Here is a 26186-nt window from a genome sequence, read left to right as displayed (position 1 = left end):
ACGACTTACTCCGGGAATTCTCGTCGAACGGAATGTGTGCAGAAATCGCAATCCCTTCGTGGGAGTGGGTTCCCTAAGCAACTCTCAAAGGGGAGTTTGATGTGCGGCATCTCAGCCCGCTTGAGACTTCAAGGAAGCGATAAGTTGGTAATTGAACGCTATCTCGACATCTGCCTTGGGGATTGAACGGCAAGCCAGAATTTCATTTTGACCAACAAAAGCCATAGCATTTTGCTGATCGACAGCGCCGGCTGTGAGTTGGCAGCGGCAAGCGCCACACATGCCATTGCGGCATTGGTACTCTGGCTGTATTCCGGCATTTTCTAACTGTACGAGCAGAGGTTCACGGCTATTGCCATGAACCTCTTGTCCGTTAACCGTAATGGTTAGTCGACTCACAGCTCGAAATCAACCAGATCGTCGGCACTGACATCGTTATCAATCTGGCCGACAAGGTATGAGCTTATCTCTGCTTCCTGCGGAGCAACCTGAACATTGTCTGATGACAACCAGGAGTTAATCCACGGAATTGGGTTTTGCGTCGCGCCCGGGTAGGCATGTTCAAGACCCACCGTGTTCATGCGCAGGTTAGTGATGTACTCAACGTACTGGCAAAGAATATCTTTGTTCAGACCAATCATCGAGCCATCTTTGAACAGGTATTCAGCCCACTCTTTTTCCTGCTCTGCCGCTTCTTTGAAAATATCAAAGCATTCTTGCTTGCATTCCGCGGCAATCTCTTCCATTTCAGGATCGTCATGACCGTAGCGAAGAAGGTTAAGAATATGCTGGGTTCCAGTCAGGTGCAGAGCTTCATCACGGGCGATCAGCTTGATGATTTTCGCATTGCCTTCCATTAGCTCGCGTTCAGCGAAAGCAAATGAGCAGGCAAAACTGACATAGAAGCGAATCGCTTCCAGCGCGTTCACCGACATCATGCAGAGGTACAATTTTTTCTTGATCTCACGAAGGTTTACCGTAATGGTTTTGCCATTAATGGTGTGCGACCCTTCGCCTAAGCGGTGATAATCGTTGGTTGCTGCGATCAGATCGTCATAGTACTTGGAAATGTCACCTGCACGTTTGATGATGTATTCGTTTTCGACGATATCATCAAAAACTACCGCAGGATCATTAACAATGTTACGGATGATATGGGTATAGGAACGCGAGTGGATCGTTTCAGAGAACGACCATGTCTCAATCCATGTCTCTAACTCTGGGATAGACACAATGGGCAGCAGGGCGACATTCGGGCTACGACCCTGAATAGAATCCAGTAACGTCTGATATTTGAGGTTACTGATGAAAATGTGCTTCTCATGATCAGGCAGATTGTTGTAATCAATACGATCGCCTGATACGTCTACTTCTTCTGGTCGCCAGAAAAAGGAAAGCTGTTTTTCGATGAGCTTTTCAAAAATCTCAAATTTCTGCTGGTCATAGCGAGCAACGTTGACTGACTGGCCAAAGAACATGGGCTCTTTTAGCTGATCGTTATTGGTTTGACAAAAAGTGCTATATGCCATCATTTCCTCAAAATCAAAGGGGAGCTGACGCTCCCATTTAATGTTTAAATACTCATTGTTCAGTGCTGTGCAGTTCACACAAGATCTGGATCAAAAAAGCGCATCTGTCGCTGTATTAACCTATAGCGCTTAGATCTTACAGCTGGTGCAGTCGTCTGTAGTATCGTTCTGGCTATCAGAAGCGCCATCACGCGTATTATGGTAGTAAAGCGTTTTTACGCCAAGCTTATACGCGTTTAGCAGGTCTTTTAGCAACAGTTTCATCGGCACTTTGCCACCAGGTTGACTGCTTGGGTCATAATTGGTGTTGGCAGAAATCGACTGATCAATAAACTTCTGCATAATGCCCACAAGCTGCAGGTAACCATCGTTGCTGCCGATATTCCACAGTAGTTCGTAGTTATCTTTGTACTTGGTGTACTCAGGAACAACTTGCTTCAAGATACCGTCTTTCGAAGCTTTCACTGACACATAGCCACGTGGCGGTTCAATACCATTGGTTGCGTTAGAGATCTGAGACGATGTCTCAGAAGGCATAAGCGCAGACAGGGTTGAATTACGCAGGCCGTGAATCTTAATTTCCTCACGCAAGGTTTCCCAGTCGTAGTGAAGCTCTCCACTACAGATTTTATCGATCTCTTTTTTGTAGGTATCGATAGGTAAAATCCCTTGCGAATACGTTGTTTCATTAAACGCAGGACAAGCACCTTGTTCTTTTGCCAAGCCGACAGATGCTTTCAACAGGTAGTACTGAATCGCTTCAAAAGCCTGGTGAGTAATATTGTTTGCACTGCCGTCAGAATAACGAACACCGTGTTTGGCAAGATAATAGGCAAAGTTGATAACACCCACACCAAGGGTGCGACGGTTCATGGTTGAACGTCGTGCAGCCGGTAGCGGGTAATCTTGGTAATCCAGCAGGGCATCTAACGCACGAACCGTCAGATCGGCAAGCTCTTCAAGATCGTCTAACGTATCAATGGCGCCTAAGTTGAATGCCGACAGCGTACATAGTGCAATTTCACCATTTTCGTCTTCGACATTGCTTAATGGCTTGGTTGGCAATGCAATTTCAAGACATAAGTTAGATTGACGGATCGGCGCCACACTTGGGTCAAACGGGCTGTGGGTATTACAGTGATCGACGTGTTGAATGTAGATACGGCCGGTAGAGGCTCGCTCTTGCATAAGCAGCGAGAATAGGTCGATGGCCTTAATGGTTTTACGTTTGATGCTGCTATCTTGTTCGTATTTGACGTACAGACGTTCAAATTCGTCTTGATCGGCAAAGAATGCGTCATAAAGACCCGGTACATCAGAAGGCGAGAACAAGCTGATGTTTGCCCCTTTGATCAGGCGGGTGTACATCAGTTTGTTGATTTGTACGCCGTAGTCCATATGACGGACACGGTTTTCTTCAACACCACGGTTATTTTTCAGTACCAGCAGCGATTCAACTTCGCCGTGCCAGATTGGGTAAAACAAGGTTGCTGCGCCGCCGCGAACACCACCCTGAGAACAGCATTTAACTGCCGTCTGGAAGTACTTGTAGAATGGAATACAGCCGGTGTGGAAAGCTTCACCACCACGGATTTCAGACCCTAATGCGCGAATACGGCCGGCATTGATACCGATACCAGCACGCTGAGAAACATAACGAACAATTGAACTTGCGGTTGCATTGATTGAATCGAGGCTATCGTCACATTCGATCAGGACACAAGAACTGAACTGGCGCGTTGGCGTACGTACACCAGACATAATTGGCGTAGGCAGTGAAATCTTGAATGTTGATGCCGCATCGTAGAAACGTTTGATGTAGCTAAGGCGCGTTTCTTTTGGATACTTACCGAACAGGCAGGCAGCAATCATGATGTAAAGGAACTGGGCACTTTCAAAGATCTCACCGGATACACGGTTTTGTACCAGATATTTACCTTCAAGCTGCTTGACCGCGGCGTAAGAGAAGTTCATATCGCGCCAGTGATCGATGAAGCTGTCCATCAGGGCAAATTCTTCTTCGCTATAGTCTTCAAGCAGATGTTGGTCGTACTTACCTTTTTCAACAAGCGTAGTAACGTGCTTATAAAGTGTTGGCGGCTCGAATTGACCATACGCTTTCTTACGCAGGTTAAAGATCGCGAGGCGTGCTGCAAGGTACTGGTAATCTGGTGACTCTTCCGAGATTAGATCTGCTGCTGCTTTGATGATGGTTTCGTGGATGTCTGCAGTCTTAATACCATCGTAGAACTGGATGTGAGATTTCAGTTCAACTTGAGATACCGATACGTTGACTAGGTCTTCTGCAGCCCAGGCAATAACGCGGTGAATTTTATCTAAATCGATAGTTTCTTTGCGGCCATCACGCTTGGTAACAGTGAGTTGTTGATTCATTTTTTGTCGTTTTCCCGAAATTTCATACATCCGGTGTTTTTTTGCAACTTTAATAATAAGGGTAGCAAAGATTGTGATCTTTGTTACATTTCTTGTTGCGTGTGAAAACACTATATATGGTGGTGTTGAGCTTATGGGGTTACAAGATAGTGATGAAGAGACTACTTTGCAAGGTGGTAGTTTTTGACCGGTTGTGGATAACTTGGGGATTCAAAATAAATAGTTAGTGCCTACTAACCCGTTCTGGTTAGATGTAGCAATATTAATGAAAAAAGCAACCCGTATATGATTGCTTTTTTTTAAAATAAAAATTTATTTTTCTTGATTTTTAGTGGTTTTAAAGCAGCTCGGTCAACCCCTGAAAATTGCTTGAAATATAGCTTATTTGCGTTCATTTTGACTTTTCAGGGTGGTGATAAATGCTTCGGGTGTTTGCAGAATGCCATGCGCTTCCCAGTGCTCCGGTGTATGCGATTCGCCAATATAGCCCCAGCCAGCAATATAACGATGCATATTTGCTGCACGAGCAGCAATCATGTCTTTTTCGATATCGCCAATATAGGCACATATCTCGTGGTCGACACCAAGTAACTTACTGGCATAAAGCAGGGGCTCGGGGTGAGGCTTCGCTAAGGCGAGCGTATCACCACATACGATGGCTTGTGCTTTCAGCAGTTCCGGAAAAAACGGCAGCAGCATATCTGTCAGGAACCGAGGCTTATTGGTCATAATGCCCCAGGGGATCCCTTGTTGTTCAAGGTATGAGAGTAATTGACGAATACCTTGGTAAATAGACGTGCCGACACAGATATTTTGCTGATAGTAATCGAGGAACTCCTGCCTGAGCTTGTGCAGATCAAGATGCGGAGGTATAACGCCGAAGCCTGCAGAGAGTAATCCTTTTGCACCATAGCTGGTATTGGCTTTAATTTGGGGGGCGGTGAGCGGGCCATGACCATAATCGGCCAGTACTCGGTTGGCCGCTTCTGCCATATCTGGCGCGGTATCTAATAAAGTGCCGTCGAGATCAAACAGAACGGCTTGGATAATTTTTATCATGCTTAAATGTCCATATAACAATCACAAAAAGAAAGCTCTAATAGAAAGCATATACTCAAAACATCTCAAGATGTAGAGACGAGCAAGGATTCATTAGCTTTTAGTCAAGACGCTATCTGAGTGAATAATGGTTCTTTTTGGAGTAAGGTCGTGAATGGGGGGATCTGAATGTTGAGCTGAAATAACAGTAGGATACATAAAAGGGCAATAGCATGCCCTGTTATGAGAAACTCAATACTGAAGTGAAAAAATTAAGCTTTGACAGTGTGGACAATATAATTCACATCAACGTTGTTACCTAACCAGTAGTGATCCGTTAACGGATTATAGTGAAGGCCAGTAATGTGGCGATCTTGAAGCGGGGTCGGGTCAATCATGCCAATCAATTCCGAGGGACGAATAAACTTTTTGTGATCGTGTGTCCCTTTAGGTACCAACTTGAGTAGGTGCTCTGCACCCACAATGGCAAAGAGGAAAGATTTGGTATTGCGGTTCAAAGTGGAAAAGAACACATGGCCGCCTGGTTTAACCATCTTGGCACAAGCCGCAATCACTGACGCCGGATCGGGGACGTGCTCCAACATTTCCATACAGGTGATCACATCATAGGTTTGCGGATGCAGCTCGGCGTGTTCTTCCGCTGTGCATTGGACATACTCTAGTTTTGTACCTGTCTCTAATGCATGCAGGCGGGCAACGGTCAGGGGTTCTTTGCCCATATCTAATCCGATAACATCGGCACCTTCCACAGCCATGCTTTCTGCCAGAATGCCGCCTCCACAGCCAACATCCAGTACTTTCTTGCCAAACAGCCCGTCGCAACGGTCAATAACATAATTCAGGCGAAGCGGGTTGATTTGGTGAAGGGGTTTGAATTCGCCTTCGAAATCCCACCAGCGTGACGCCATATCTTCAAATTTACTGATTTCTGCCGGATCGACATTTAACTGCTTGGTCATTGTTATCGCCATTTTCCTTAACTGGATGGCGCATTATATACCCAAACTATCTCAAGATGCAGAGTTCAGCGACAATTATTCTGACGATTCAATGATAGGAAAAGCCAGCACTTCAGGATTAAATGAACCTGAAAAAATGGTCATTGCTGCCAGAATTAGCATAAGTACATATTTCCCGCAGATGATGCACAATCCGATGGTATTTATTACAGAACTTAACATGCCAACCCCACTTATTTATTTACGATAAATTTCCCTGTGTGCAAGATCGATTTTACGCCTGGCGCTGACAAGAAAGGTGACAGCGGTCTGAATTCACTCAGATCATGTGCTCAATGTGCATAAAAGTCGCATCGATCGAATATTTACAATTGGTTGCAATTTTGTGTCCAACACAGGGGTTAAATAGAGTTTGGTGGTCAAGAATTAACCAGTAAAGGTTAGGAATTCACCTAAATGTCGATCGTATGGTTTCTGATTTTTCGTAAATACGCTAAATTACTCACAACTGCAGTGAAAGGTGTGCCTATTAAGTCGGAATTATGCTACATTCTCGCACCTTAACGTATTATACCTAACGTCATAGTTATCTGCTCCAATCAGAGCGGTCTCAGCAGTTTGAGAGCAATCCAAAAGGTTGAAGATGTAGGGGGCTACATCAAAGCCATTTGAGGCCGTTATCAACGAATGATGCGCTGATAGGCGAGATAACTATGCCGTTTGGTATACGTATACGACAGAAATTACCTGAGGGATATTGGCTCAATGAGCGATCTTGCAAAAGAGATCACGCCCGTCAACATTGAAGATGAGCTGAAAAGCTCTTATCTCGACTACGCGATGTCAGTTATCGTGGGTCGTGCTCTTCCGGATGTGCGTGATGGCCTTAAGCCAGTGCACCGTCGCGTATTATTCGCGATGAATGTGCTAGGCAATGACTGGAATAAAGCTTACAAAAAATCTGCCCGTGTGGTTGGTGACGTAATCGGTAAATATCACCCCCATGGTGATAGTGCTGTATACGATACTATCGTACGTATGGCGCAACCATTCTCGCTACGCTACATGCTTGTCGATGGTCAGGGTAACTTCGGTTCCGTTGACGGCGACTCAGCTGCAGCAATGCGTTATACCGAAATTCGTATGGCAAAAATTGCCCACGAACTTTTGGCAGACCTCGATAAAGAAACGGTCGACTATGTGCCTAACTATGATGGCACAGAATATATCCCGGCGGTTATGCCAACTAGGGTTCCTAACCTTTTGGTTAACGGTTCATCGGGCATTGCGGTTGGTATGGCAACGAACATACCGCCTCATAACCTGGGTGAAGTCATCAATGGCTGTCTGGCATATATCGATAATGAAGAGATCACTATCGATCAGCTGATGGATTATATTCCTGGCCCTGACTTCCCGACGGCGGCACAGATCAATGGCCGTAAAGGTATCATTGATGCCTACCATACTGGTCGCGGTAAAGTTTACATGCGTGCCAAAGCTGATATTGAAGTTGAGAAAAATGGTCGTGAAACCATTATTGTCACTGAGATCCCATATCAGGTGAATAAAGCCCGTTTGATCGAAAAGATCGCCGAGCTGGTTAAAGATAAGAAAGTTGAAGGCATCAGTGCATTACGTGACGAGTCTGATAAAGACGGTATGCGTATTGTTGTTGAATGTAAGCGTGATGCGGTTGGTGAAGTTATTCTCAATAACCTTTATTCACAGACTCAGCTGCAAACGACATTCGGTATTAACATGGTTGCACTTGACCATGGCCAGCCGAAGCTCTTTAACTTAAAAGAGATGCTGAAGTGCTTCGTGAATCACCGCCGTGAAGTGGTAACGCGTCGTACAATCTTCGAATTACGTAAAGCGCGTGAGCGTGCACACCTCCTTGAAGGTCTGGCCATTGCACTGGTTAACATCGATCAAATTATCGAGTTGATCCGTAATGCTCCAACACCACAAGTTGCGCGTGAAGGGCTTCTTGCTCGTCCGTGGCAGTTAGGTGATGTTGCTGCCATGCTTGAGCGTGCTGGTGTTGATGCTGCACGTCCTGAATGGTTAGCGCCTGAGTTTGGTATTCATGGCGGTCAGTACTTCCTGACAGAGCCACAAGCACAAGCCATTCTTGAGCTGCGTCTGCACCGCTTAACCGGTCTGGAACACGAGAAGATCCTTGAAGAATACAAAGGTCTTCTTGATGTCATCGAAGAATTACTATTCATCCTTGGTAGCCCTGAGCGCCTGATGGAAGTCATTCGCGAAGAACTCTTTGCCGTTAAAGAGCAGTTTAACGATGAACGTCGTACTGAAATTACGGCAGCGAGCCATGATATCGATCTTGAGGATCTAATTACTCAAGAAGATGTGGTTGTTACGCTTTCTCACGAAGGCTATGTGAAGTACCAGATTCTGAGTGACTACGAAGCTCAGCGTCGTGGCGGTAAAGGTAAAGCGGCTACGCGCATGAAGGAAGAAGACTTCATCGAGCGTCTGCTGGTAGCCAATACTCACGATACTATTTTGTGCTTCTCTAGCCGTGGTCGTATGTACTGGCTGAAAGTGTACCAGTTACCATTAGCGAGCCGTACTGCTCGTGGTAAGCCAATCGTGAACATTCTTCCGTTGGAAGAAGGTGAGCGCATTACCGCGATACTGCCTGTACGTGAGTACGAAGAAGATAAGTTTGTCTTCATGGCAACCGCTGACGGTACTGTGAAGAAGACACCTCTGACTGATTTCAGCCGCCCTCGCAGCGCTGGTATCATTGCAGTGAACCTGCGTGAAGGAGATTCGCTGATTGGTGTCGATGTCACTGATGGCACACGCGATATCATGTTGTTCTCTTCTTACGGTAAAGTGGTCCGATTCTACGAAAGCCCTGTCATTGACGAAGACGGCAATGCAAAAGGCGGTGTTCGTGGCATGGGCCGTACTGCAGCGGGTGTTCGTGGTATTAAGCTGGCTGAAGGTGACAAAGTTGTCTCACTGATTGTTCCACACAACGAAGGTGACGTATTGACAGTAACTGAAAATGGTTACGGTAAACGTACTTCACTAGAAGAATACCCAGCGAAGAGCCGTGCGACACAAGGTGTTGTATCTATCAAGGTTTCTGATCGTAACGGGAAAGTTGTTGGTGCAATTCAGGCTGAAGATGGCGATGAGTTCATGATGATCACCAATGGTGGTACATTAGTACGAACTCGTGTTTCTGAAGTAAGCCGTGTTGGTCGTAACACTCAAGGTGTAACGCTGATTCGTACTGCTGAAGAAGAACTTGTTGTTGGTCTTCAGCGTATTGATGAGCCAGAAGAAGTTGAACTGGATGAAGACGCTATCGAAGATGGTGAAATCGCAGTCGACGGTGAGCAGGCGATTGATACGGAAGCGACGCAACAACCTGAAGCGGATTCAGAGCAAGACGCATCAACTGACGAAGACTAATCGTTAGTTTGCTATGCTGATAAAAACGCAGCCTACGGGTTGCGTTTTTTTATACCTGAAAAAGCGGAAACTGCCGATGATGGCAATGATCACAGCCGAGTCGACCTTTTTTCGACAAATAGTTGCCTCCAGGGGTTTTCAGATCCGCGATAAAGGTGTAAAAAATGATAAGTTGATCCTTGTCACAGCCTGTTGCCCTAAAGGCTTGTGATAAGAAATATAAATATCCCCCCAATTGCACTGCAGGAGCACGTTTTTCATCATGGAAAAAGTCTATAACTTTTGCGCTGGCCCAGCGATGATCCCAGCGGAAGTTTTAAAAAAGGTTCAGGAAGAGCTCGTTAACTGGAATGGTTTAGGAACATCGGTGATGGAAATCAGCCACCGCAGTAAAGAGTTTCTTGCGGTTGCACAGCAATCAGAAAAAGATCTGCGTGAGCTATTAGCAATTCCTGCCAACTATCATGTTCTTTTTTGTCATGGCGGTGCACGTGGTCAGTTTGCTGCAGTACCAATGAATTTATTGGGTGAGGCTCAAACGGCCGACTATATGGATGGTGGTTATTGGGCACACAGTGCGATTGCTGAAGCGAAAAAATATTGTGAGCCCAATGCGGTGGATATCACTTGTGTGCGTGATGGTAAAAAAGCGATTCTGCCAGCCAGTGAATGGTCACTTTCTGATGATGCACCTTTTGTCCATTTCTGCCCTAATGAGACGATTGACGGCATTGAAATCCGTGATTTACCGGAGACGGACAAACCCATCGTTGCAGATATGTCATCAACGATTTTGTCTCGTCCTATCGATGTGTCAAAGTATGGTGTCATTTATGCGGGAGCACAGAAAAATGTGGGTCCTGCTGGGTTAACCATCGTCATAGTTCGCGATGATTTACTGGGTAAAGCGAAGCAAGAGATCCCTAGTATCCTTGACTATAAAGTACTGTTCGATAAAGAGTCGATGTTCAATACACCGCCGACATTTGCCTGGTATCTGGCTGGTGAAGTGTTTAAGTGGCTGAAAGATCTCGGTGGCTTGGAAGCGATGCAAAAAAGGAATGAAGCAAAAGCGAATTTGCTTTATGACTTTATTGATAGCTCAGACTTCTATGAGAATAAAGTACATCCGGATAACCGTTCATTAATGAATGCACCGTTCCAGTTAAAGGCTCCGGAACTTGACGGAAAATTCTTGGAGCAAGCTGATGCTGCGGGCTTGAAAGCGCTGCAAGGTCACCGTGTTGTTGGCGGTATGCGGGCATCGATTTACAATGCGATGCCGATTGAAGGCGTACAGGCCCTGGTTGATTTCATGTTGCAGTTTGAGCAAGAAAATGCGTGATCTTACTTGAATATGGGAAACCGCCATTTGGCGGTTTTTTTTATTTATTTATGCAGAATTTTTTTGTGAGATAACAGCGAATCGATTGTTCGCTGGCATCAAAATGCGGGTAGGGTAGACGGTTAGGTTCGACCCACTGCCAGCCCTCACATTTGTCGGGCTCTTTTAATTCCGGCTCACCGCTGAAGTCGGTCACAAGCAGGGCGACACTGATGTAATGCTTGCCTGATTCCCGGTAAGTCGCGAGGTTATTGGTCACTGCAATAACTTCTGGGTTATAAATGGTTAGTCCTGTTTCTTCCATCATCTCCCGAATGGCACATTCAGAGAAGGTTTCGCCAATTTCCAGGTGGCCGCCCGGTATTGAATAGTACGGTGCATGGCTGTTCTTTCGTTTGCCGATAAGGATCTCACCGCTGTCATTGACAACGATGATGCCAATGCCGACCTTGGGTGTCACAAAACTCACGTTTGATCCCTTTTTTTATGATTGAAACTTAGTACAGGTATTGCCTGTAATAATTCATAAGATTGATCCGGTTAGGTTACCTTCAGGTTTGGCCAAAATCTATAGGGATATAACCCAAGCCACTTCATTATTCAGTGTTCAGTGAGAATCCGGGCCTTTTCGGCAAAGGTACTAGCGAACTGAATCATTATTCGCTAATCTGCAGGAACGCCCAAAATACAGGATTGAATAAATAACAGATGGAAAGTTTAACGTTACAGCCGATAAAGATGGTCAATGGGGAAGTGAATTTACCGGGTTCGAAGAGTGTTTCTAATCGCGCACTATTATTGGCAGCGTTAGCGCAAGGTAATACTCGCCTCACTAACTTGTTAGACAGCGATGATATCCGCCATATGCTGAATGCACTAAAACAGCTGGGTGTGAATTATCAATTATCGGCTGACAAGACCGTATGTGAAGTGGAAGGATTGGGCTCAGCATTTCAAGCGGAAAAAGCGCTCGAGTTATATTTAGGCAATGCCGGAACGGCCATGCGTCCGCTAGCTGCGGCGTTATGCTTAGCGGATGGTGAGTTTGTACTGACGGGTGAGCCCCGCATGAAAGAGCGGCCAATCGGACATCTTGTTGATGCATTACGTACTGCGGGCGCAGATGTGACTTATCTGGAGAGTGAAAACTACCCGCCGCTGAAAATTAAAGGGACAGGATTGCAAGGTGGTGAGGTTGACATAGATGGCTCGATTTCTAGCCAGTTTTTAACCGCATTTTTGATGGCAGCACCATTGGCTAAATCAGAGACCGTTATTCGTATTAAAGGTGATTTGGTTTCAAAACCTTATATTGACATTACGTTGCATATTATGGCGCAGTTCGGTGTCACCGTCGAAAACCGGAATTATCAGGAGTTTGTTGTTCCCGCCGGTCAGACTTATCAGGCTCCTGGCGAATTTCTGGTCGAAGGGGATGCGTCATCGGCATCATATTTCTTAGCCGCAGCGGCGATAAAAGGCGGCGAAATTAAAGTAACCGGCATAGGCAAGAAAAGCATTCAGGGTGATGTACAGTTCGCTGATGCGCTTGCCGCCATGGGCGCTGAGATTGAATGGGGTGATGACTTCGTGATTGCCCGTCGAGGTGAATTGAAAGCCATTGATATGGACTTTAACCATATTCCTGATGCGGCAATGACGATTGCCACCGCGGCCCTTTTTGCTGAGGGTACCACCTCTATTCGCAACGTTTATAACTGGCGTGTGAAAGAGACGGATCGATTAGCCGCAATGGCAACAGAGTTACGTAAAGTGGGGGCTGACGTTGAAGAGGGCGATGACTACATTACGATTACGCCTCCGACTCAGCTTAAACATGCCGCCATTGATACCTATGATGATCATCGCATGGCGATGTGTTTTTCATTAGTGGCCCTGAGCGATACGCCTGTGACTATCAACGATCCTAAATGTACCTCAAAGACCTTCCCAGACTATTTCGAGAAGTTAGCCATGTTGAGTCAGCCAGCATAATGGCTGAAAGCCTTTAGCTTGCAGAAAAAGCCCGTCACCATGAGTACGGGCTTTTTTGTTTGCAAGGGTTTATTTCAAACAGCAACAGAATGGGCATCTGTGTTTTTAGGTGTAAATTTGTTATTTCTCACGTATAATATGCCCCCGTTTGATAGGCAGTTATTCTGCTTAACGAAATGATTGTTGTAACAATTTCGGAGAAACCTATGTCTAATTACGCTCCAGTTATCACTGTTGACGGTCCCAGTGGTGCCGGTAAAGGTACGCTATGTATGCTGTTAGCAGAAAAGCTGGGCTGGAATTTACTCGATTCTGGTGCAATTTACCGCGTATTGGCACTGGCGGCCATTCATCACGGTGTTGATATTGCGTCAGAAGACGCCTTGGTTCCGCTTGCGGCGCATTTAGATGTCCAGTTTATCGCTGAAGGTGAACTGGTAAAGGTTATCCTGGAAGGTGAAGACGTATCTAACACGCTTCGTACTGAAGAAGTGGGAAATACCGCCTCAAAAGTGGCTGCGTTACCGCGGGTACGAGAAGCCTTGCTTCGTCGCCAGCGTGCCTTTAGTCATCCCCCCGGCCTGGTGGCTGACGGGCGTGACATGGGTACGGTGGTATTCCCGAGCGCTGAGGTGAAATTCTTTCTCGACGCGAGCGCAGAAGAACGCGCTAACCGCCGTATGAATCAGTTGCAACAAAAGGGCTTAGATGTTAACTTTGACAGCCTTTTAAGTGAAATTCAGGAACGTGACGAACGCGATCGTAATCGCTCGGTGTCTCCGTTACGTCCCGCAGACGACGCTTTGGTGCTAGACTCTACTGATATGTCAATAGAGCAAGTGACGGCACAAGCGTTGGCTTATATTGAACAGAAAATAGATACAAAATCATTATTTGCTGAGTGATCAGCGATGCCGTCGGTTTCATGGAAGAAAACCGACATTACTTTCAACCCCATGCGGTAGGATACCCATGGTTGTTTATCATATTGAAGATTAATTAAATGACTGAATCTTTTGCTTTACTCTTTGAAGAGTCTCTAAACGAAATCGAAACTCGCCCGGGTGCGATTGTTAAAGGTACTGTAATCGGTATCGAGAACGGCTATGTTCTTGTTGATGCGGGCCTTAAGTCTGAGTCTTCTATTCCAGTTGAAGAATTCAAAAACGCTGCTGGCGAACTTGAAATCGAAATTGGTCAAGAAATCGACGTAGCACTTGACGCAATCGAAGATGGTTTCGGTGAGACTAAACTTTCTCGTGAGAAAGCTAAGCGTCATGAAGCTTGGATCCAGCTTGAAAAAGCTTACGAAGAAGCTGAAACAGTTGTTGGTATCATCAACGGCAAAGTTAAGGGCGGCTTCACAGTTGAACTTAACGGCATCCGTGCGTTCCTTCCTGGTTCACTAGTTGATGTACGTCCAGTTCGTGACACTGCTCACCTGGAAAACAAAGAGCTAGAGTTCAAAGTAATTAAGCTTGATCAGAAGCGCAACAACGTTGTTGTTTCTCGCCGCGCAGTTATCGAATCTGAAAACAGCGTTGAGCGTGACGAGCTACTTGCATCTCTACAAGAAGGCATGGAAGTTAAAGGTATCGTTAAGAACCTTACTGACTACGGTGCATTCGTTGATCTTGGCGGTGTTGACGGTCTGCTACACATTACTGATATGGCTTGGAAACGCGTTAAGCACCCAAGCGAAATCGTTAATGTTGGCGACGAAATCAACGTTAAAGTTCTTAAGTTCGACCGTGAGCGTACTCGCGTATCACTAGGTCTTAAGCAACTTGGCGAAGATCCATGGGTTGCAATTGCTAAGCGTTACCCAGAAAGCACTAAGCTTACTGGCCGTGTAACTAACCTAACTGACTACGGTTGCTTCGTTGAAATCGAAGAAGGCGTTGAAGGTCTAGTACACGTTTCTGAAATGGATTGGACTAACAAAAACATCCACCCATCGAAAGTTGTTAACGTTGGCGACGAAGTTGAAGTTATGGTTCTTGATATCGACGAAGAACGTCGTCGTATCAGCCTAGGTCTTAAGCAATGTAAAGCTAACCCATGGCAGTCATTTGCAGAAATGCAAGCTAAGGGCGACCAAGTAACTGGTAAGATCAAGTCAATCACTGACTTTGGTATCTTCATCGGTCTTGATGGCGGCATCGACGGTCTTGTTCACCTATCTGACATTTCTTGGAATGTTTCTGGTGAAGACGCAGTTCGTGACTTCAAGAAAGGCGACGAAATCTCTGCAGTTGTTCTAGCTGTTGATGCAGAGCGTGAGCGCATCTCTCTAGGCGTTAAGCAGATCGAAGAAGACCCATTCAACGGTTACGTTGCAGCGACTAAGAAAGGCGCTCTTGTAAACGGTACTGTTACTGCAGTTGACGCTAAAGGCGCAACAGTAGAACTAGCTGAAGGTGTTGAAGGTTACCTACGTGCTTCTGAAGCATCAGTTGACCGTGTTGAAGACGCAACTTTAGTTCTTTCTGTAGGCGATTCTGTTGAAGCTAAGTTCACAGGTGTTGACCGTAAGAACCGCGTAATCAACCTATCAGTTCGTGCTAAAGATGTTGCTGAAGAGCAAGAAGCAATGGCTAGCCTAAACAAGCAAGAAGATACTTCTTTCGGTAGTGCTATGGCTGACGCTTTCAAAGCGGCTAAAGGCGAATAATTGAGCTCAGGGGGACGCATTTTCCTCCTTAACGGTTATACTATTGAGAAACATACTAAAAAACGGAGTGTTTATGACAAAGTCTGAGCTAATTGAAAGACTATGTAGTCAACAAACACATCTTTCTGCCAAACAGGTAGAAGATGCAATCAAGGAAATCCTTGAGCACATGGCGGGCACCCTCGCAGAAGGTGATCGTATTGAAATCCGTGGCTTTGGTAGCTTCTCTTTACATTACCGTGCTCCTCGTGTAGGTCGTAACCCTAAAACAGGTGACAAAGTTGAGTTGGACGGCAAGTACGTTCCTCACTTTAAACCTGGTAAGGAATTACGCGACCGTGTTAACGCAGCGGTTGCTGGTTAACAGCGAATAGAACAAAAAAACGGCATGCTGTGTAGTATGCCGTTTTTTTATGTCTATTGATCATGGTCTGACGAGTGAAAATCTTGCATAATCAACCCATCAAATTTTTGATCTAGTGAGAGGATCCACGATGAAGATAATTAGCATTCTTATTCTAGTTGTTTGCTTTTTGATCACGCTGGCACTCGGGGCCCAGAACCAGGAGTTGGTTAATTTTAATTACCTGGTTGCTCAAGGTGAGTTCCAGATGTCGACCTTATTGGGAATTGCATTTGGCTCGGGCTTTGCTATAGGCTGGCTCATTTGTGGCATGTTATATTTAAAGGCGCGCTTTTCTCGTAACCGCCTGAATAAGAAAGTCGTAAAACAGCAAAAAGAATTGGATCAGCTTCGTGCCGAGCCTGTTAAGGAATAAGATTTAATGCTAGAGCTGTTGTTCCTGTTACTTCCTATTGCCGCCGCCTATGGCTGGTATATGGGTAACAGGAGCGCTCAAAATCAACGTCAAGAGCAGTCTCATCACCTGTCACGTCAATACGTAACGGGTTTAAACCTGCTGTTATCAGATCAGTCGGATAAAGCAGTCGATCTCTTTATTGAGTTGCTTCAGGTCGATAGTGAAACCATTGATACTCACCTTGCTTTGGGTAATCTCTTCCGAAGCCGGGGTGAAGTCGATCGCGCAATTCGCATTCACCAAAACCTTATTGCCCGTCCGAATCTGACCATTGACCAACGTAACCTCGCGTTGCAGCAGCTGGCAAAAGACTATATGGCTGCTGGTTTTCTTGATCGCGCAGAAAAAATTTTTGAACAGTTACTTGACGAGCCCGATCACCGTAAAGCTGCGCTGCAGCAATTGTTGTCTATCTACCAGCAAACACGTGAGTGGGAAAAAGCCATCGAGACGGCAAATCAGCTAGTGAAAATGGGTAAGCCAAAACTTAAGCATGATATCGCTCATTATTGGTGTGAAATTGCAATGATTGAGATGGGCGCTCAGAACCAAGATAAGGCAAAGCAATGTTTGAAAAAGGCTTTGTCTGCTGATAAAAGCTGTGTACGGGCCTCTATAACCATGGCACGTATCCTGATAAATGATGGTGAATATAAAGCCGCCGCGAAACAGCTGGAGCGCGTGGCGGAGCAGGAAATCGATTTTGCCGGCGAGGCCCTGCCGCTTCTTCTTGAATGTTATGAAGCAACAAATAATGAATCAGGATGGCTGAAGTACTTACAGCATTGTGTTGAAATGAAAGCAGGATCTACCGCGGAGCTAATGCTTGCGGATGAAATATATAAACGAGATGGTGCCGTTATGGCCCAAACGTTTATGACTCGGCAGCTGTCAAAAAACCCGACCATGAAAGGTTTCTATCAGTTGATGGACTATCATCTTGATGAAGCCGAAGAAGGCCGTGCCAAAGAAAGTTTAACCACGTTACGAGGCTTGGTGGGAGAGCAGCTTAAAATGAAGCCTCATTACCGCTGTCGTAAATGTGGTTTTGCCACTCACTCTTTATACTGGCAATGTCCATCATGTAAAGGCTGGGGGGCGGTGAAGCCGATTCGAGGCTTGGATGGTGAGTAATGCCGTTCGGTATTTTACTGACTATTGGATTGGATAATAAGGAGGGCTTCGCTTACGGTGAGCCCTTTTCTTTAAGCTGTCTTGTCCATCATGAATTAGAAAGACGAAGTCTAAGCAGGAGATTGAATGTTAGACCCAAAAGTGATTGTTGCACTCGACTACCCGAATCAAGATGAAGCGTTGGCTTTTGTCGACCGTATTGAGCCGGGAAGTTGTCGGCTTAAAGTCGGCAAAGAAATGTTTACTTTATATGGCCCTGATTTTGTGCGTAAACTGCATGAACGGGGGCATTCCGTATTTCTTGATTTGAAATTTCACGATATTCCCAATACCTGTTCGCGTGCCGTGGCAGCCGCAGCTGAGCTTGGTGTCTGGATGGTGAATGTTCACGCCAGTGGCGGTGAGCGTATGATGACAGCTTCACGTGAAATTCTCGAACCTTACGGCAAAGACCGGCCATTGCTGATTGCAGTGACGGTACTGACAAGCATGGAAGCATCAGACTTGGCGGGTATTGGTATTTCACGCCAGCCACAAGATCAGGTATTAAGCCTGGCCAGGCTGACAAAAAATAGTGGCCTTGATGGTGTTGTGTGCTCTGCGCAGGAAGCCAGTATGCTTAAAACTGAGCTGGGCAAAGAGTTTAAATTGGTTACACCGGGCATTCGCCCTGCAGGCAGCGCCGCTGGCGACCAGCGCCGCGTCATGACCCCGGTTGAAGCTGTTCAGGCCGGGTCAGATTATCTGGTAATCGGGCGTCCAATCACCCAGGCAGTAGATCCTGCGGCAGTTCTGGCTGAGATCAACAAGTCACTCGCCTAATGATTTAGCCAAAAAAGCAAACGTTTGACTTACCCCGCACAAGCGGGGTTTTTTTAGTGATTTTCACCGTAATTTCTTTTGTATCACATACACTTATATTTGTGTATATGACATCAGGGATAGGCCATGGACCAGCCATTTGATCTTTCTTCGCCTTTCTTGGGGCTGATAATCTCGCTGCTGCTAGGTGCCATTATTGGTACTCAGCGCGGCTGGGTATATCGCAATGAAGCTGCGGGGTCGCGGGTCGCCGGGATCAGAACCTACTCATTGATTGGTTTGATGGGGGGGATTTCAGGACTGTTAGCACTGACGTTTTCTGAATTGATTTTTGCTTTTTCACTGATCGCGTTGGCGGTTGTTATTGCTGTTGCCTATGTCTATAGCCAGAAAGTGAAAGCTGATCTGAGCATTACCGGACTGATTGGTATGCTTATCACCTTTATGCTGGGCTCATTGGCGGTTGTCGGTGAGCCTGTGATTGCCGCTTCGGCAGCGGTGATCACCGCACTTATTCTGGATAACAAAAAAGAACTCCATGACGCACTGAAAAAGCTGCAGGCATATGAATTGGACGCGTCTTTGCGCTTTCTGCTGATTTCAGTCGTCATGTTGCCGCTATTGCCAAATCAGGGGTTCGGCCCCTGGCTGGCGATTAATCCCTATGAGATTTGGTGGATGGTGGTGTTGATTGCGGGTATTTCATTTGTCGGTTATTTTGCAATCAAAATTGGCGGGCCTGAAAAAGGTATCTTGTTTACCTGCCTTTTTGCCGGATTGAGCTCGTCGACCGCATTAACGTTACAGTTTTCTAATTTGTCGAAACAACAGTCGCACTTAAGCGGGCTTTTAGCCAGCGGGATACTGATCAGTTGCGGTACCATGTTTCCGCGAATTCTGTTTGTTTGCTCGGTCGTAAACAGACAGCTGGTGGAATTACTGTGGCTGCCGATGGTATTAATGATGGTTGGCTTCTATTTGCCGGCGTGGTGGATTTGGCGTCACAATAAGGTTATGGATTGTGAGCAGCCTCAGGTAACCCAAAACCCGCTGGCGCTGACATCGGCCTTATTTTTTGGTTTAGTGTTACTGCTTATTATGCTGCTATCACAGGCACTGCAACAGTGGTTTGGTAGCACCGGGGTTTTGTTGTTATCGGCGGCGTCAGGGATCACCGATGTCGATGCGATCACTCTGGCATTAGGGCGACAGAGTAAAGCTGAGCTCTTAATTGCAACGGCAGGTTTGGGAATTTTTATTGCCGCAGCGGTCAATAGTCTGGTCAAAATGGGTATGGCATTAACAATCGGGTCTAAAGCGTTGGGCAGGTATGTGGTGATCCCGGTGATCAGCTCGGTTATTCTCGGTGGCAGTGCCGTTTTTCTCGCATCGTAGTAGCCAGAGACTCGGAAATGAATGGAATGGTATATGCCCCAAAGCCACCTCAAGATGCAGAGTGTAAGCTTTGAAGCTTTCCTTGTCTCAGAATCCGTCAATTTACGTTGATAGGTCTATTGTGTTAGTGGCTGATCTTCGGCGTCGCACGACTGATACGCGTGGTTCTGTCGAGGGTCGGTGCTGCAAAGTGGCTATCGAGCAACTTCTGCGTTAACGGGTGTTGCGGATTACTGAATACTTCATTTGTCAGCCCTCGCTCAACCACCTCGCCATCTTGCATCACCATGACTTTATCGCTGAAGTGTTTAATCACGCCCATATGCTGGGAAACATAAATATATGACAGCCCCATCTCTTCTTGCAGCTCAAGCAACAGGTTGAGGATCTGCGAGCGCATTGACATATCCAGGCCGTTTAAGGCTTCATCGGCCACAATGATACAAGGTTGTAGAATTAATGCGCGAGCCAGTGAGACACGCTGTTTCTGGCCTGTCGCGAGCATTTGCGGGTAAAAGTAGGCATGCTCGGGTAATAGACCGACGCGTTTGAGGGTTTGCATAATACGACGCTCACGCTCTTGCGGCGTCATATTGGTGTTTCGCTTCAGTGGGCCTTCCAGGATACGGCCGATCTGAATTCGCGGATTTAGCGAAGTATTCGGATCTTGAAAAATCATCCGGATGAGTTTACAGCGGGTCTTAAAATCTTTTGGTTCAAGTACCTCACCGTTGACTCGGATAATGCCATCAGTTGGCTCTATGACACCCGCGAGCATTTTGGCCAGTGTCGACTTACCTGAGCCGTTTTCACCCATGAAAGCGATAGTTTCACCCGCATCGAGAGAAAACGAAACGGGTTTGACGGCTTCAATCGTACGGCGGCGAAACAGCCCGGATCGGTAATGATAATCTTTTTTCAGATTTTCGACTTCGAGTAGTGCACTCATTTCTTTGTTTCCTCCATATTTAGCGGGAAGTGGCAGCTAAACTTATGGCTTTTGATTTTCTGTCGTTTAGGTACCTCAACACATTTACGCTGCGCATGCGGACAGCGCGGGCCGAGTCGACAGCCAATGGGTAAGTGCTGCAGTGGAGGAATTGATCCCGGTAAGGTTTCCAGCTTACTTTTGTGGGCGATATTCAAGCTAAAATCAGGCATTGCGCGCAATAATGCTTCAGTGTACGGATGGTGGGGCGATTCAAGTAATTGCTTACGGCTGCCAGACTCGACCGATTGTCCGCAATACATTACCGTTATCCGGTCTGCCCATTGGGTAACCGTGGTTAAATCATGGCTGACTAAGAGAATGGTCGTATTACTCAGCTGATTCATGCGACTTAGCAAGCGAAAGATCTGAGCCTGAGTGATTGGATCCAGATCATTGGTCGGCTCATCGGCAATGAGCAGGCGCGGACGGTTGGCGATAGCCATCGCAATCATTACTTTCTGGCATTCACCATCGGTCAGTTCATACGAGTAACTATTCATGACCCGCTTATGATCTTTGATCCCCACTTTGTGCAATAGGGCAATGGCTTGTTTTTGACGCCAGCGTAACCGGTGCCACCATTTACCGGAAAAGGATGATGACGGAATTGCTTCTTCAAGCTGTTCACCCGCCTTTTCTGACGGGTCAAGACACGATGAGGCTTCCTGAAAGATCATTGCAATTTCACGTCCGACAATTTTCCGGCGTTGGCGTGGCGAAAGTGTGAGCAAATCGATATCACCTAACCGCATACGGTCAGCGCTGATTCGCCAGTTATCTTTGGTTACACCGGCGATTGCTTTGGCGACCAAGCTTTTACCGGACCCAGATTCACCCACTAATCCGCGAATTTCGCTCTCGTTAATGGTCAGGCTCATGCGATCGACGGCCTTTACCATTCCTTGAGGAGTATCTATTTCGATGGTCAGGTTTCGAATATCGAGTAATGGCATTAATCTATTCCCGCATTTAAAGCTTGGCGGAGTCCGTCTCCTACTAAGTTTACGACTAATACACTGAACGTGATTGCCAATCCTGGCAATGTGACTGTCCATGGTGCCAGGTAAATCAATTCAATTGAATCGCCGAGCATCGCTCCCCATTCTGAAGAAGGCGCTTGTGCTCCTAATCCCAGAAAGCCTAAAGCGGCAATATCTAAGATAGCGATAGAAATTGCCCGGGTTAACTCGGTGGTGACGACCGTTAAAATATTGGGCAAGATCGAGTTATACAGCAGATAATAATTATTGGCACCGTCTAAGCGCGCCGCGATTATGTAGTCTTTTTCGACCTCGTTATGTACGGCGGTATAAATCGCGCGGATAAAGCGAGGGATCAACGCCAGCCAGATCGCTAACAGAATATTGTTTTCCCCAGGTCCCATATATGCCACCACAATAATGGCGAGAAGCAGCGAGGGAATAGAGAGTACCGTGTCCAATGCATGATTAAGGATACTGGATTTGAGGCCTCGGGTCATACCGGCCAGGACACCGATAGTAAAGCCGATTACAGCGGATGCGAAAGCGATAAGCAGCGCGTAGCCAAAAGTAAGCTGAGACCCTAGCAGTAAGCGCGTTAACATATCGCGGCCTAAATCATCGGTCCCAAAGAAGAAGGACACATAGCCGGCCGGATCCCACGATGGCGGCATCAACAGTTCGCCAACTTGCTGGTGGGGTTGATACGGTACCAGCCATTGGGCCGTGATGGTGATTAAAAGCAGAAACAGCAAGAGCCACAGGCCGAACATTGCAAGCGAATTAGCGCGGAAATTCAGCCAGGAGCGCTCCCACTGGGTCGGAATTTTCTGCTCCTGGTAAACGTTACTTGATAGCATACCATTCCTTCCTTACCAGTGGGTTAACCACTGCACCCGCAAGATCCGAGAGGATATTGGCAAGCAGTGTAAAGCTCGCCACGGTAATGACTCCAGCCTGAATGGCAACGTAGTTTTGCTCAGAAATAGCATTCAGCAGCCAGCGGCCTATTCCCGGCCAGTTGAAGATAGATTCAGTCAGCATGGCGAAGGTCATCATGGTTGAAAACTGCATCCCGAGTTTTGGAATAATGGGGGGAATGGCGTTTTTCATGCCGTGGCGCATTACAATTTCAAACATCGACAAACCTTTAGTTTGTGCCACTTTAATGAAGTTTTGGGTCATGACTTCCGAGAATGATGAACGGGCTAAACGAATAACTTCGGTTGTCGGGGCCATGGCCAATACCAGCGTTGGCAGAATCAGGTGCTGAATAACATCAAAAAGCGCTTCGGCACGATAAGGTTTGTCTGACAGCATCACATCAATAATAGCAACCCCGGTAACATGATCAATCTCATACAGTAAGCTGTATCTGCCTGCGACAGGTAGCCAGCCTAAATTTAGAGAAAACAAAAAAATCAGCAGCATTGCAAGCCAAAACAGGGGAATAGAATATCCCAGCAAGGTTATGGAGGAGATAACGGTATCAACGATACGACCTCGGCGTACGCCTGCCAGTGTGCCAACCGGAATACCAATCAGTAATGACAGCAGGAAAGCAAAGAAGCACAGCTCCAAGGTTGCTGGGAAGACGGTTAAGACTTCCTGAGTGATCGGTTCTCCATTGAGATTCAAGCCCAGGTTACCCGACGCCAAATTCTCTACATAGAGTAGCCAGCCACTCCATAATGGCTGGCTACTCCATAATGAGTTCTGGTCTAGGCGTAAGATACTGAACCCGATCATCGTTAGTATGGCGAGCGTAATGATAAAGAGATTCAGGCGACGAATGGTATAAATAAACATGTTCTACTCGCTTCGGTAAACGCTTGAGAAAGAGCGAGTGCCAAAAGGACTCATCTGCAATCCACCTAATGACTTGTGGTGAACCTGAAAGTGCACACCATGTGCGAGTGGAATGATTGGTACTTGTTCATCCAGCACATCCTGGGCAAGTTGGTAATAATTCAAACGCTGACCGATTTTAGTGGTACGTAAGGCAAGTTCAAGCAGGTTATCAAATCTCAGGTTACACCAATTTGCGACATTTAATCCTGCTTGTTTGGCGTTACATGAGAGCAACGGACGAAGGAAGTTATCGGGATCACCGTTATCGGCAATCCAGCCCGTTAAAATTAGATCGAAACCCGTCGAGTCATCGATACTGATGCGATCCCGCTTTTCCTGATGCGAGACGCTGACCTCAATACCGACGGCATTGAGATCAGCCTGGATCAGTTCGGCGGTCTTATTCGGGCTGGGGTTATAAGGTCGAGCCTCAAGAGGCACCATCATGGTTAAGTACAGATTTTTATCATAGCCAGCTTCTTTTAATAGGGCGACCGCGCGCTCCGGTGAAAAATCCAGCGCCTGGCTATTGTGGTTATAGGCCCACGACAACGGAGGTAACAGGCTTTTGGCTTTGGTACCGGTACCGTAATATACCGAGTTCAGCAGGTTTTCTCGGTTTATCGCCAAGCTGATGGCTTTTCGTACTCTTAAGTCTTGCAGTACAGGCTTGTTGTTATTGATAGCAAGGAAAGCCACATTCATCCCTGTCTGAGCCATTAATTCAAAATCCGGGTTATCAGTAATAACCGGTAGCTGGCTGGCAAGCGGGGAAGACAGAACATCGCACTCGTGGCTTAATAGTTTGGCTAACGTCCCAGTGCCGCGAGAGGAAATATCAAATACCACCTGTTCCATCGGCGCGGCACCTTGCCAGTATCCCCAGTGGCGCTTAAGGCGGATCAAGTCACTCGGGATGTATTGATCAAGATAAAAAGGTCCGGTACCAATCGGCTTCATATCAAGTTGATTGAGCTGACCTGCTTTAAACAGCTGCTCACCATATTCCTGCGAATATATGACGGCATAACTGGTTGCAAGGTTTGACAGGAAGGAATTATCCGGCCGGAGCAGAGTGAACTTCACGGTGTGTGGATCCAGCGCCTGAATATCTTCAATCAGATGACTAAAATCGAGGCTTTCAAACCAGGGATAACGGCCTCCGGACACTTTGTGGAAAGGGTGGTTGGGCTCAATCACCCGCTTGAAACTGAATATGACATCTTGGGCGTTGAGCTGGCGGCTTGGCGTAAACCAGTCTGTAGACTGAAATTCAATGCCTGTACGCAGAGAGAATGTATACTCAAGCCCGTCATCACTGACGGACCAGCTACGAGCGACACTTGGTAATGGCTGGTGGCTGACGGGATCTAGCATTAACAGTCGGTCGAAGATTTGTGCTGCTAGGGTATCGACAGTAAGCCCGCCATCAGTTAATTGTGGATTGAACGTCTTCGGCGTATCTTGCCCACAATAGACAAAGCCGCGGCTACGAGTATTGCTATCTTGTTGAGGTTCACTGCACCCCAGTAGGCCGAGAAGGCTGAAACAAGTAAGGAGCAGACGCGAATAGGCACTCATATTGAAAAGGAATTTATTGAAAACAAGTGGGTAAATTTAACATTTTCCATCACTGTCACCAAGCTATCATCCTTAATAACTGTTTATTTCTAAGGTTTTGTTGCTAATAATTAGTATTAATTATCAAGACTGCCACCGACTAACTGGTATTTACGCAGTAAACCTCTTAGTTGATGGTAGCTTAATCCCAACAGTTCAGCGGCTTTTCGCTGATTAAATTTAGCGTGAACCAATGCGTTATGTATAATTTTGATCTCTTGATCTTGTTGCCACTGGCGCAGATCAACCGGGAAGCTGATATCGGTAGCTGAGCGACCCGCTACCTCGATATCGCTCTGTTCACTTTCCGCCGGCTTGGTGTGCCAGGGGGCATGAAAAGGGTCAACAATGATTTCGCTGACTGGTTCATCTTCACTACTGTGGCGAAACACCGAACGTTCGACCACGTTCTTCAGCTCCCGAATATTCCCGGGCCAGCGGTAGTGGAGTAATTCACTTTTGGCTTCCGGTGAGAAGCCTGCGAAATAACCAAAACCTAATTCTCGGCACATACGTACGGCATAATATTCAGCCAGCGGAAAGATATCTTCCTGGCGTTCACGCAATGGCGGAAGATGAATAATATCAAAGGCCAAGCGATCGAGAAGGTCGGCGCGAAACGTACCGTCTCGGGCCAACTGCTGTAAATCCGCGTTGGTTGCGCAAATTAAACGGACGTTAGCCTGACAGGTTTTACTGCCTCCCACGCGTTCATATTCACCATATTCGATCACTCTTAATAGTTTTTCTTGCACGCCAAGCGGAGCGGTAGCTAATTCATCAAGAAAGAGTGTTCCGTCTTCAGCCCGTTCAAAACGTCCCTGATGACGACCTTTTGCGCCGGTAAATGCGCCGGCTTCATGGCCGAAAAGCTCTGAGTCGATGAGCCCTTCGCTCAGTGCTGCGCAATTTAAGGTGATCAACGGTTGATCCCAGCGGCGTGATAAATAGTGGATGCGCTGTGCAATCAGCTCTTTCCCCGTTCCTCTTTCGCCAAGAATAAGAATAGGACGGTCTAGAGGAGCAAGCCGGGAGGTCTGATCAAGTACGGAAAGAAACGCTTCTGATTCACCGATTAAATTATCTGCCTTACGCATGGTCAATCTCGCTAAATATTGGCGTGTGTATCCACACAATAACAGCCTGTTTACGGAGATGTAA

General features: G+C 46.6%; 23 protein-coding genes. 10 read left to right on the top strand and 13 right to left on the bottom strand.

Going from position 1 to position 26186, the window contains the following annotated elements:
- Nucleotides 1-111: 111 nt before the first annotated feature.
- The 6 genes from R3289_RS06700 to R3289_RS06675 all read right to left on the bottom strand — a co-directional run bounded on the left by R3289_RS06700 (nt 112) and on the right by R3289_RS06675 (nt 6163).
- Nucleotides 112-399 (bottom strand): 2Fe-2S iron-sulfur cluster-binding protein, encoded by a 288-nt coding sequence (locus tag R3289_RS06700; RefSeq protein WP_318924727.1) that lies wholly within the window; start codon nt 397-399, stop codon nt 112-114.
- The gene (gene nrdB, locus R3289_RS06695) at nt 396-1529 is read right to left on the bottom strand and encodes a class Ia ribonucleoside-diphosphate reductase subunit beta (protein WP_318924784.1); all 1134 of its coding nucleotides are present in this window, start codon (nt 1527-1529) and stop codon (nt 396-398) included. The genes R3289_RS06700 and nrdB overlap by 4 nt, the downstream gene beginning before the upstream one ends.
- A gap of 129 nt (nt 1530-1658) precedes the next feature.
- Nucleotides 1659-3923, bottom strand: coding sequence for a class 1a ribonucleoside-diphosphate reductase subunit alpha (nrdA, locus tag R3289_RS06690; RefSeq protein WP_318924726.1), 2265 nt, complete (start codon nt 3921-3923; stop codon nt 1659-1661).
- 381 nt (nt 3924-4304) lie between these two features.
- Entirely contained in the window at nt 4305-4982 is a 678-nt protein-coding gene (locus R3289_RS06685) for an HAD-IA family hydrolase (protein WP_318924725.1), read from the bottom strand.
- 251 nt (nt 4983-5233) lie between these two features.
- A complete protein-coding gene (gene ubiG, locus R3289_RS06680; protein WP_318924724.1) occupies nt 5234-5941 on the bottom strand; it encodes a bifunctional 2-polyprenyl-6-hydroxyphenol methylase/3-demethylubiquinol 3-O-methyltransferase UbiG in 708 nt (235 codons plus the stop codon).
- A 75-nt stretch (nt 5942-6016) separates the two neighbouring features.
- Entirely contained in the window at nt 6017-6163 is a 147-nt protein-coding gene (locus tag R3289_RS06675) for a hypothetical protein (RefSeq protein ID WP_318924723.1), read from the bottom strand.
- 543 nt (nt 6164-6706) lie between these two features.
- On the opposite strand from R3289_RS06675, the gene gyrA reads away from it, so the two are divergent.
- Together gyrA and serC are read left to right on the top strand one after the other, a co-directional pair.
- A complete protein-coding gene (gene gyrA / locus R3289_RS06670) occupies nt 6707-9397 on the top strand; it encodes a DNA topoisomerase (ATP-hydrolyzing) subunit A (RefSeq protein ID WP_318924722.1) in 2691 nt (896 codons plus the stop codon).
- A gap of 262 nt (nt 9398-9659) precedes the next feature.
- Complete coding sequence (gene serC / locus R3289_RS06665; RefSeq protein WP_318924720.1) at nt 9660-10742, top strand: 3-phosphoserine/phosphohydroxythreonine transaminase; 1083 nt, start codon at nt 9660-9662, stop codon at nt 10740-10742.
- Nucleotides 10743-10782: 40 nt separating this feature from the next.
- Here serC and R3289_RS06660 read toward each other — a convergent pair whose 3' ends face one another.
- The gene (locus R3289_RS06660; protein ID WP_318924718.1) at nt 10783-11211 is read right to left on the bottom strand and encodes an NUDIX hydrolase; all 429 of its coding nucleotides are present in this window, start codon (nt 11209-11211) and stop codon (nt 10783-10785) included.
- A gap of 239 nt (nt 11212-11450) precedes the next feature.
- Here R3289_RS06660 and aroA point away from each other — a divergent pair, with 239 nt between their 5' ends.
- The 8 genes from aroA (at nt 11451) to R3289_RS06620 (ending at nt 19583) form a co-directional block, all read left to right on the top strand.
- Nucleotides 11451-12737 carry a 3-phosphoshikimate 1-carboxyvinyltransferase gene (aroA, locus tag R3289_RS06655; protein ID WP_318924717.1) on the top strand — a complete coding sequence of 429 codons (1287 nt, stop codon included), beginning with the start codon at nt 11451-11453 and terminating at the stop codon, nt 12735-12737.
- A 206-nt stretch (nt 12738-12943) separates the two neighbouring features.
- Nucleotides 12944-13642 carry a (d)CMP kinase gene (gene cmk / locus R3289_RS06650; protein WP_318924716.1) on the top strand — a complete coding sequence of 233 codons (699 nt, stop codon included), beginning with the start codon at nt 12944-12946 and terminating at the stop codon, nt 13640-13642.
- 98 nt (nt 13643-13740) lie between these two features.
- Nucleotides 13741-15411 (top strand): 30S ribosomal protein S1, encoded by a 1671-nt coding sequence (rpsA, locus tag R3289_RS06645; protein ID WP_318924715.1) that lies wholly within the window; start codon nt 13741-13743, stop codon nt 15409-15411.
- Nucleotides 15412-15484: 73 nt separating this feature from the next.
- Nucleotides 15485-15775, top strand: a complete 291-nt coding sequence (gene ihfB, locus R3289_RS06640) for an integration host factor subunit beta (protein ID WP_107281492.1) — start codon at nt 15485-15487, stop codon at nt 15773-15775.
- 130 nt (nt 15776-15905) lie between these two features.
- Nucleotides 15906-16190: a LapA family protein gene (locus R3289_RS06635; protein WP_318924713.1), complete on the top strand. Its 285-nt coding sequence runs from the start codon at nt 15906-15908 to the stop codon at nt 16188-16190.
- 6 nt (nt 16191-16196) lie between these two features.
- Complete coding sequence (gene lapB, locus R3289_RS06630; RefSeq protein WP_318924712.1) at nt 16197-17366, top strand: lipopolysaccharide assembly protein LapB; 1170 nt, start codon at nt 16197-16199, stop codon at nt 17364-17366.
- A 126-nt stretch (nt 17367-17492) separates the two neighbouring features.
- Nucleotides 17493-18188, top strand: coding sequence for an orotidine-5'-phosphate decarboxylase (gene pyrF / locus R3289_RS06625; RefSeq protein ID WP_318924711.1), 696 nt, complete (start codon nt 17493-17495; stop codon nt 18186-18188).
- 126 nt (nt 18189-18314) lie between these two features.
- The gene (locus R3289_RS06620; protein WP_318924710.1) at nt 18315-19583 is read left to right on the top strand and encodes an MgtC/SapB family protein; all 1269 of its coding nucleotides are present in this window, start codon (nt 18315-18317) and stop codon (nt 19581-19583) included.
- Nucleotides 19584-19707: 124 nt separating this feature from the next.
- Here the strand turns inward: R3289_RS06620 and R3289_RS06615 are convergent, their stop codons facing one another.
- The 6 genes from R3289_RS06615 to pspF all read right to left on the bottom strand — a co-directional run bounded on the left by R3289_RS06615 (nt 19708) and on the right by pspF (nt 26122).
- Complete coding sequence (locus R3289_RS06615; protein WP_318924709.1) at nt 19708-20532, bottom strand: ATP-binding cassette domain-containing protein; 825 nt, start codon at nt 20530-20532, stop codon at nt 19708-19710.
- Nucleotides 20529-21527 carry an oligopeptide/dipeptide ABC transporter ATP-binding protein gene (locus tag R3289_RS06610; protein ID WP_318924708.1) on the bottom strand — a complete coding sequence of 333 codons (999 nt, stop codon included), beginning with the start codon at nt 21525-21527 and terminating at the stop codon, nt 20529-20531. The genes R3289_RS06615 and R3289_RS06610 overlap by 4 nt, the downstream gene beginning before the upstream one ends.
- Nucleotides 21527-22414: a putrescine export ABC transporter permease SapC gene (sapC, locus tag R3289_RS06605; RefSeq protein ID WP_318924707.1), complete on the bottom strand. Its 888-nt coding sequence runs from the start codon at nt 22412-22414 to the stop codon at nt 21527-21529. The genes R3289_RS06610 and sapC overlap by 1 nt, the downstream gene beginning before the upstream one ends.
- Entirely contained in the window at nt 22401-23363 is a 963-nt protein-coding gene (locus R3289_RS06600; RefSeq protein ID WP_318924706.1) for an ABC transporter permease, read from the bottom strand. Before R3289_RS06600 ends, sapC begins: the two co-directional genes overlap by 14 nt.
- A gap of 3 nt (nt 23364-23366) precedes the next feature.
- Entirely contained in the window at nt 23367-24986 is a 1620-nt protein-coding gene (sapA, locus tag R3289_RS06595) for an ABC transporter substrate-binding protein SapA (RefSeq protein WP_318924705.1), read from the bottom strand.
- Between the two features lie 116 nt (nt 24987-25102).
- The gene (gene pspF, locus R3289_RS06590) at nt 25103-26122 is read right to left on the bottom strand and encodes a phage shock protein operon transcriptional activator (protein WP_318924704.1); all 1020 of its coding nucleotides are present in this window, start codon (nt 26120-26122) and stop codon (nt 25103-25105) included.
- Between the last annotated feature and the right edge of the window lie 64 nt (nt 26123-26186).

It is taken from the genome of Photobacterium sp. (assembly GCF_033720175.1).
GTDB lineage: Bacteria > Pseudomonadota > Gammaproteobacteria > Enterobacterales > Vibrionaceae > Photobacterium.
Note: the sequence above shows the minus strand (reverse complement) of the source record. Positions and strands in the feature narration are given on the sequence as shown.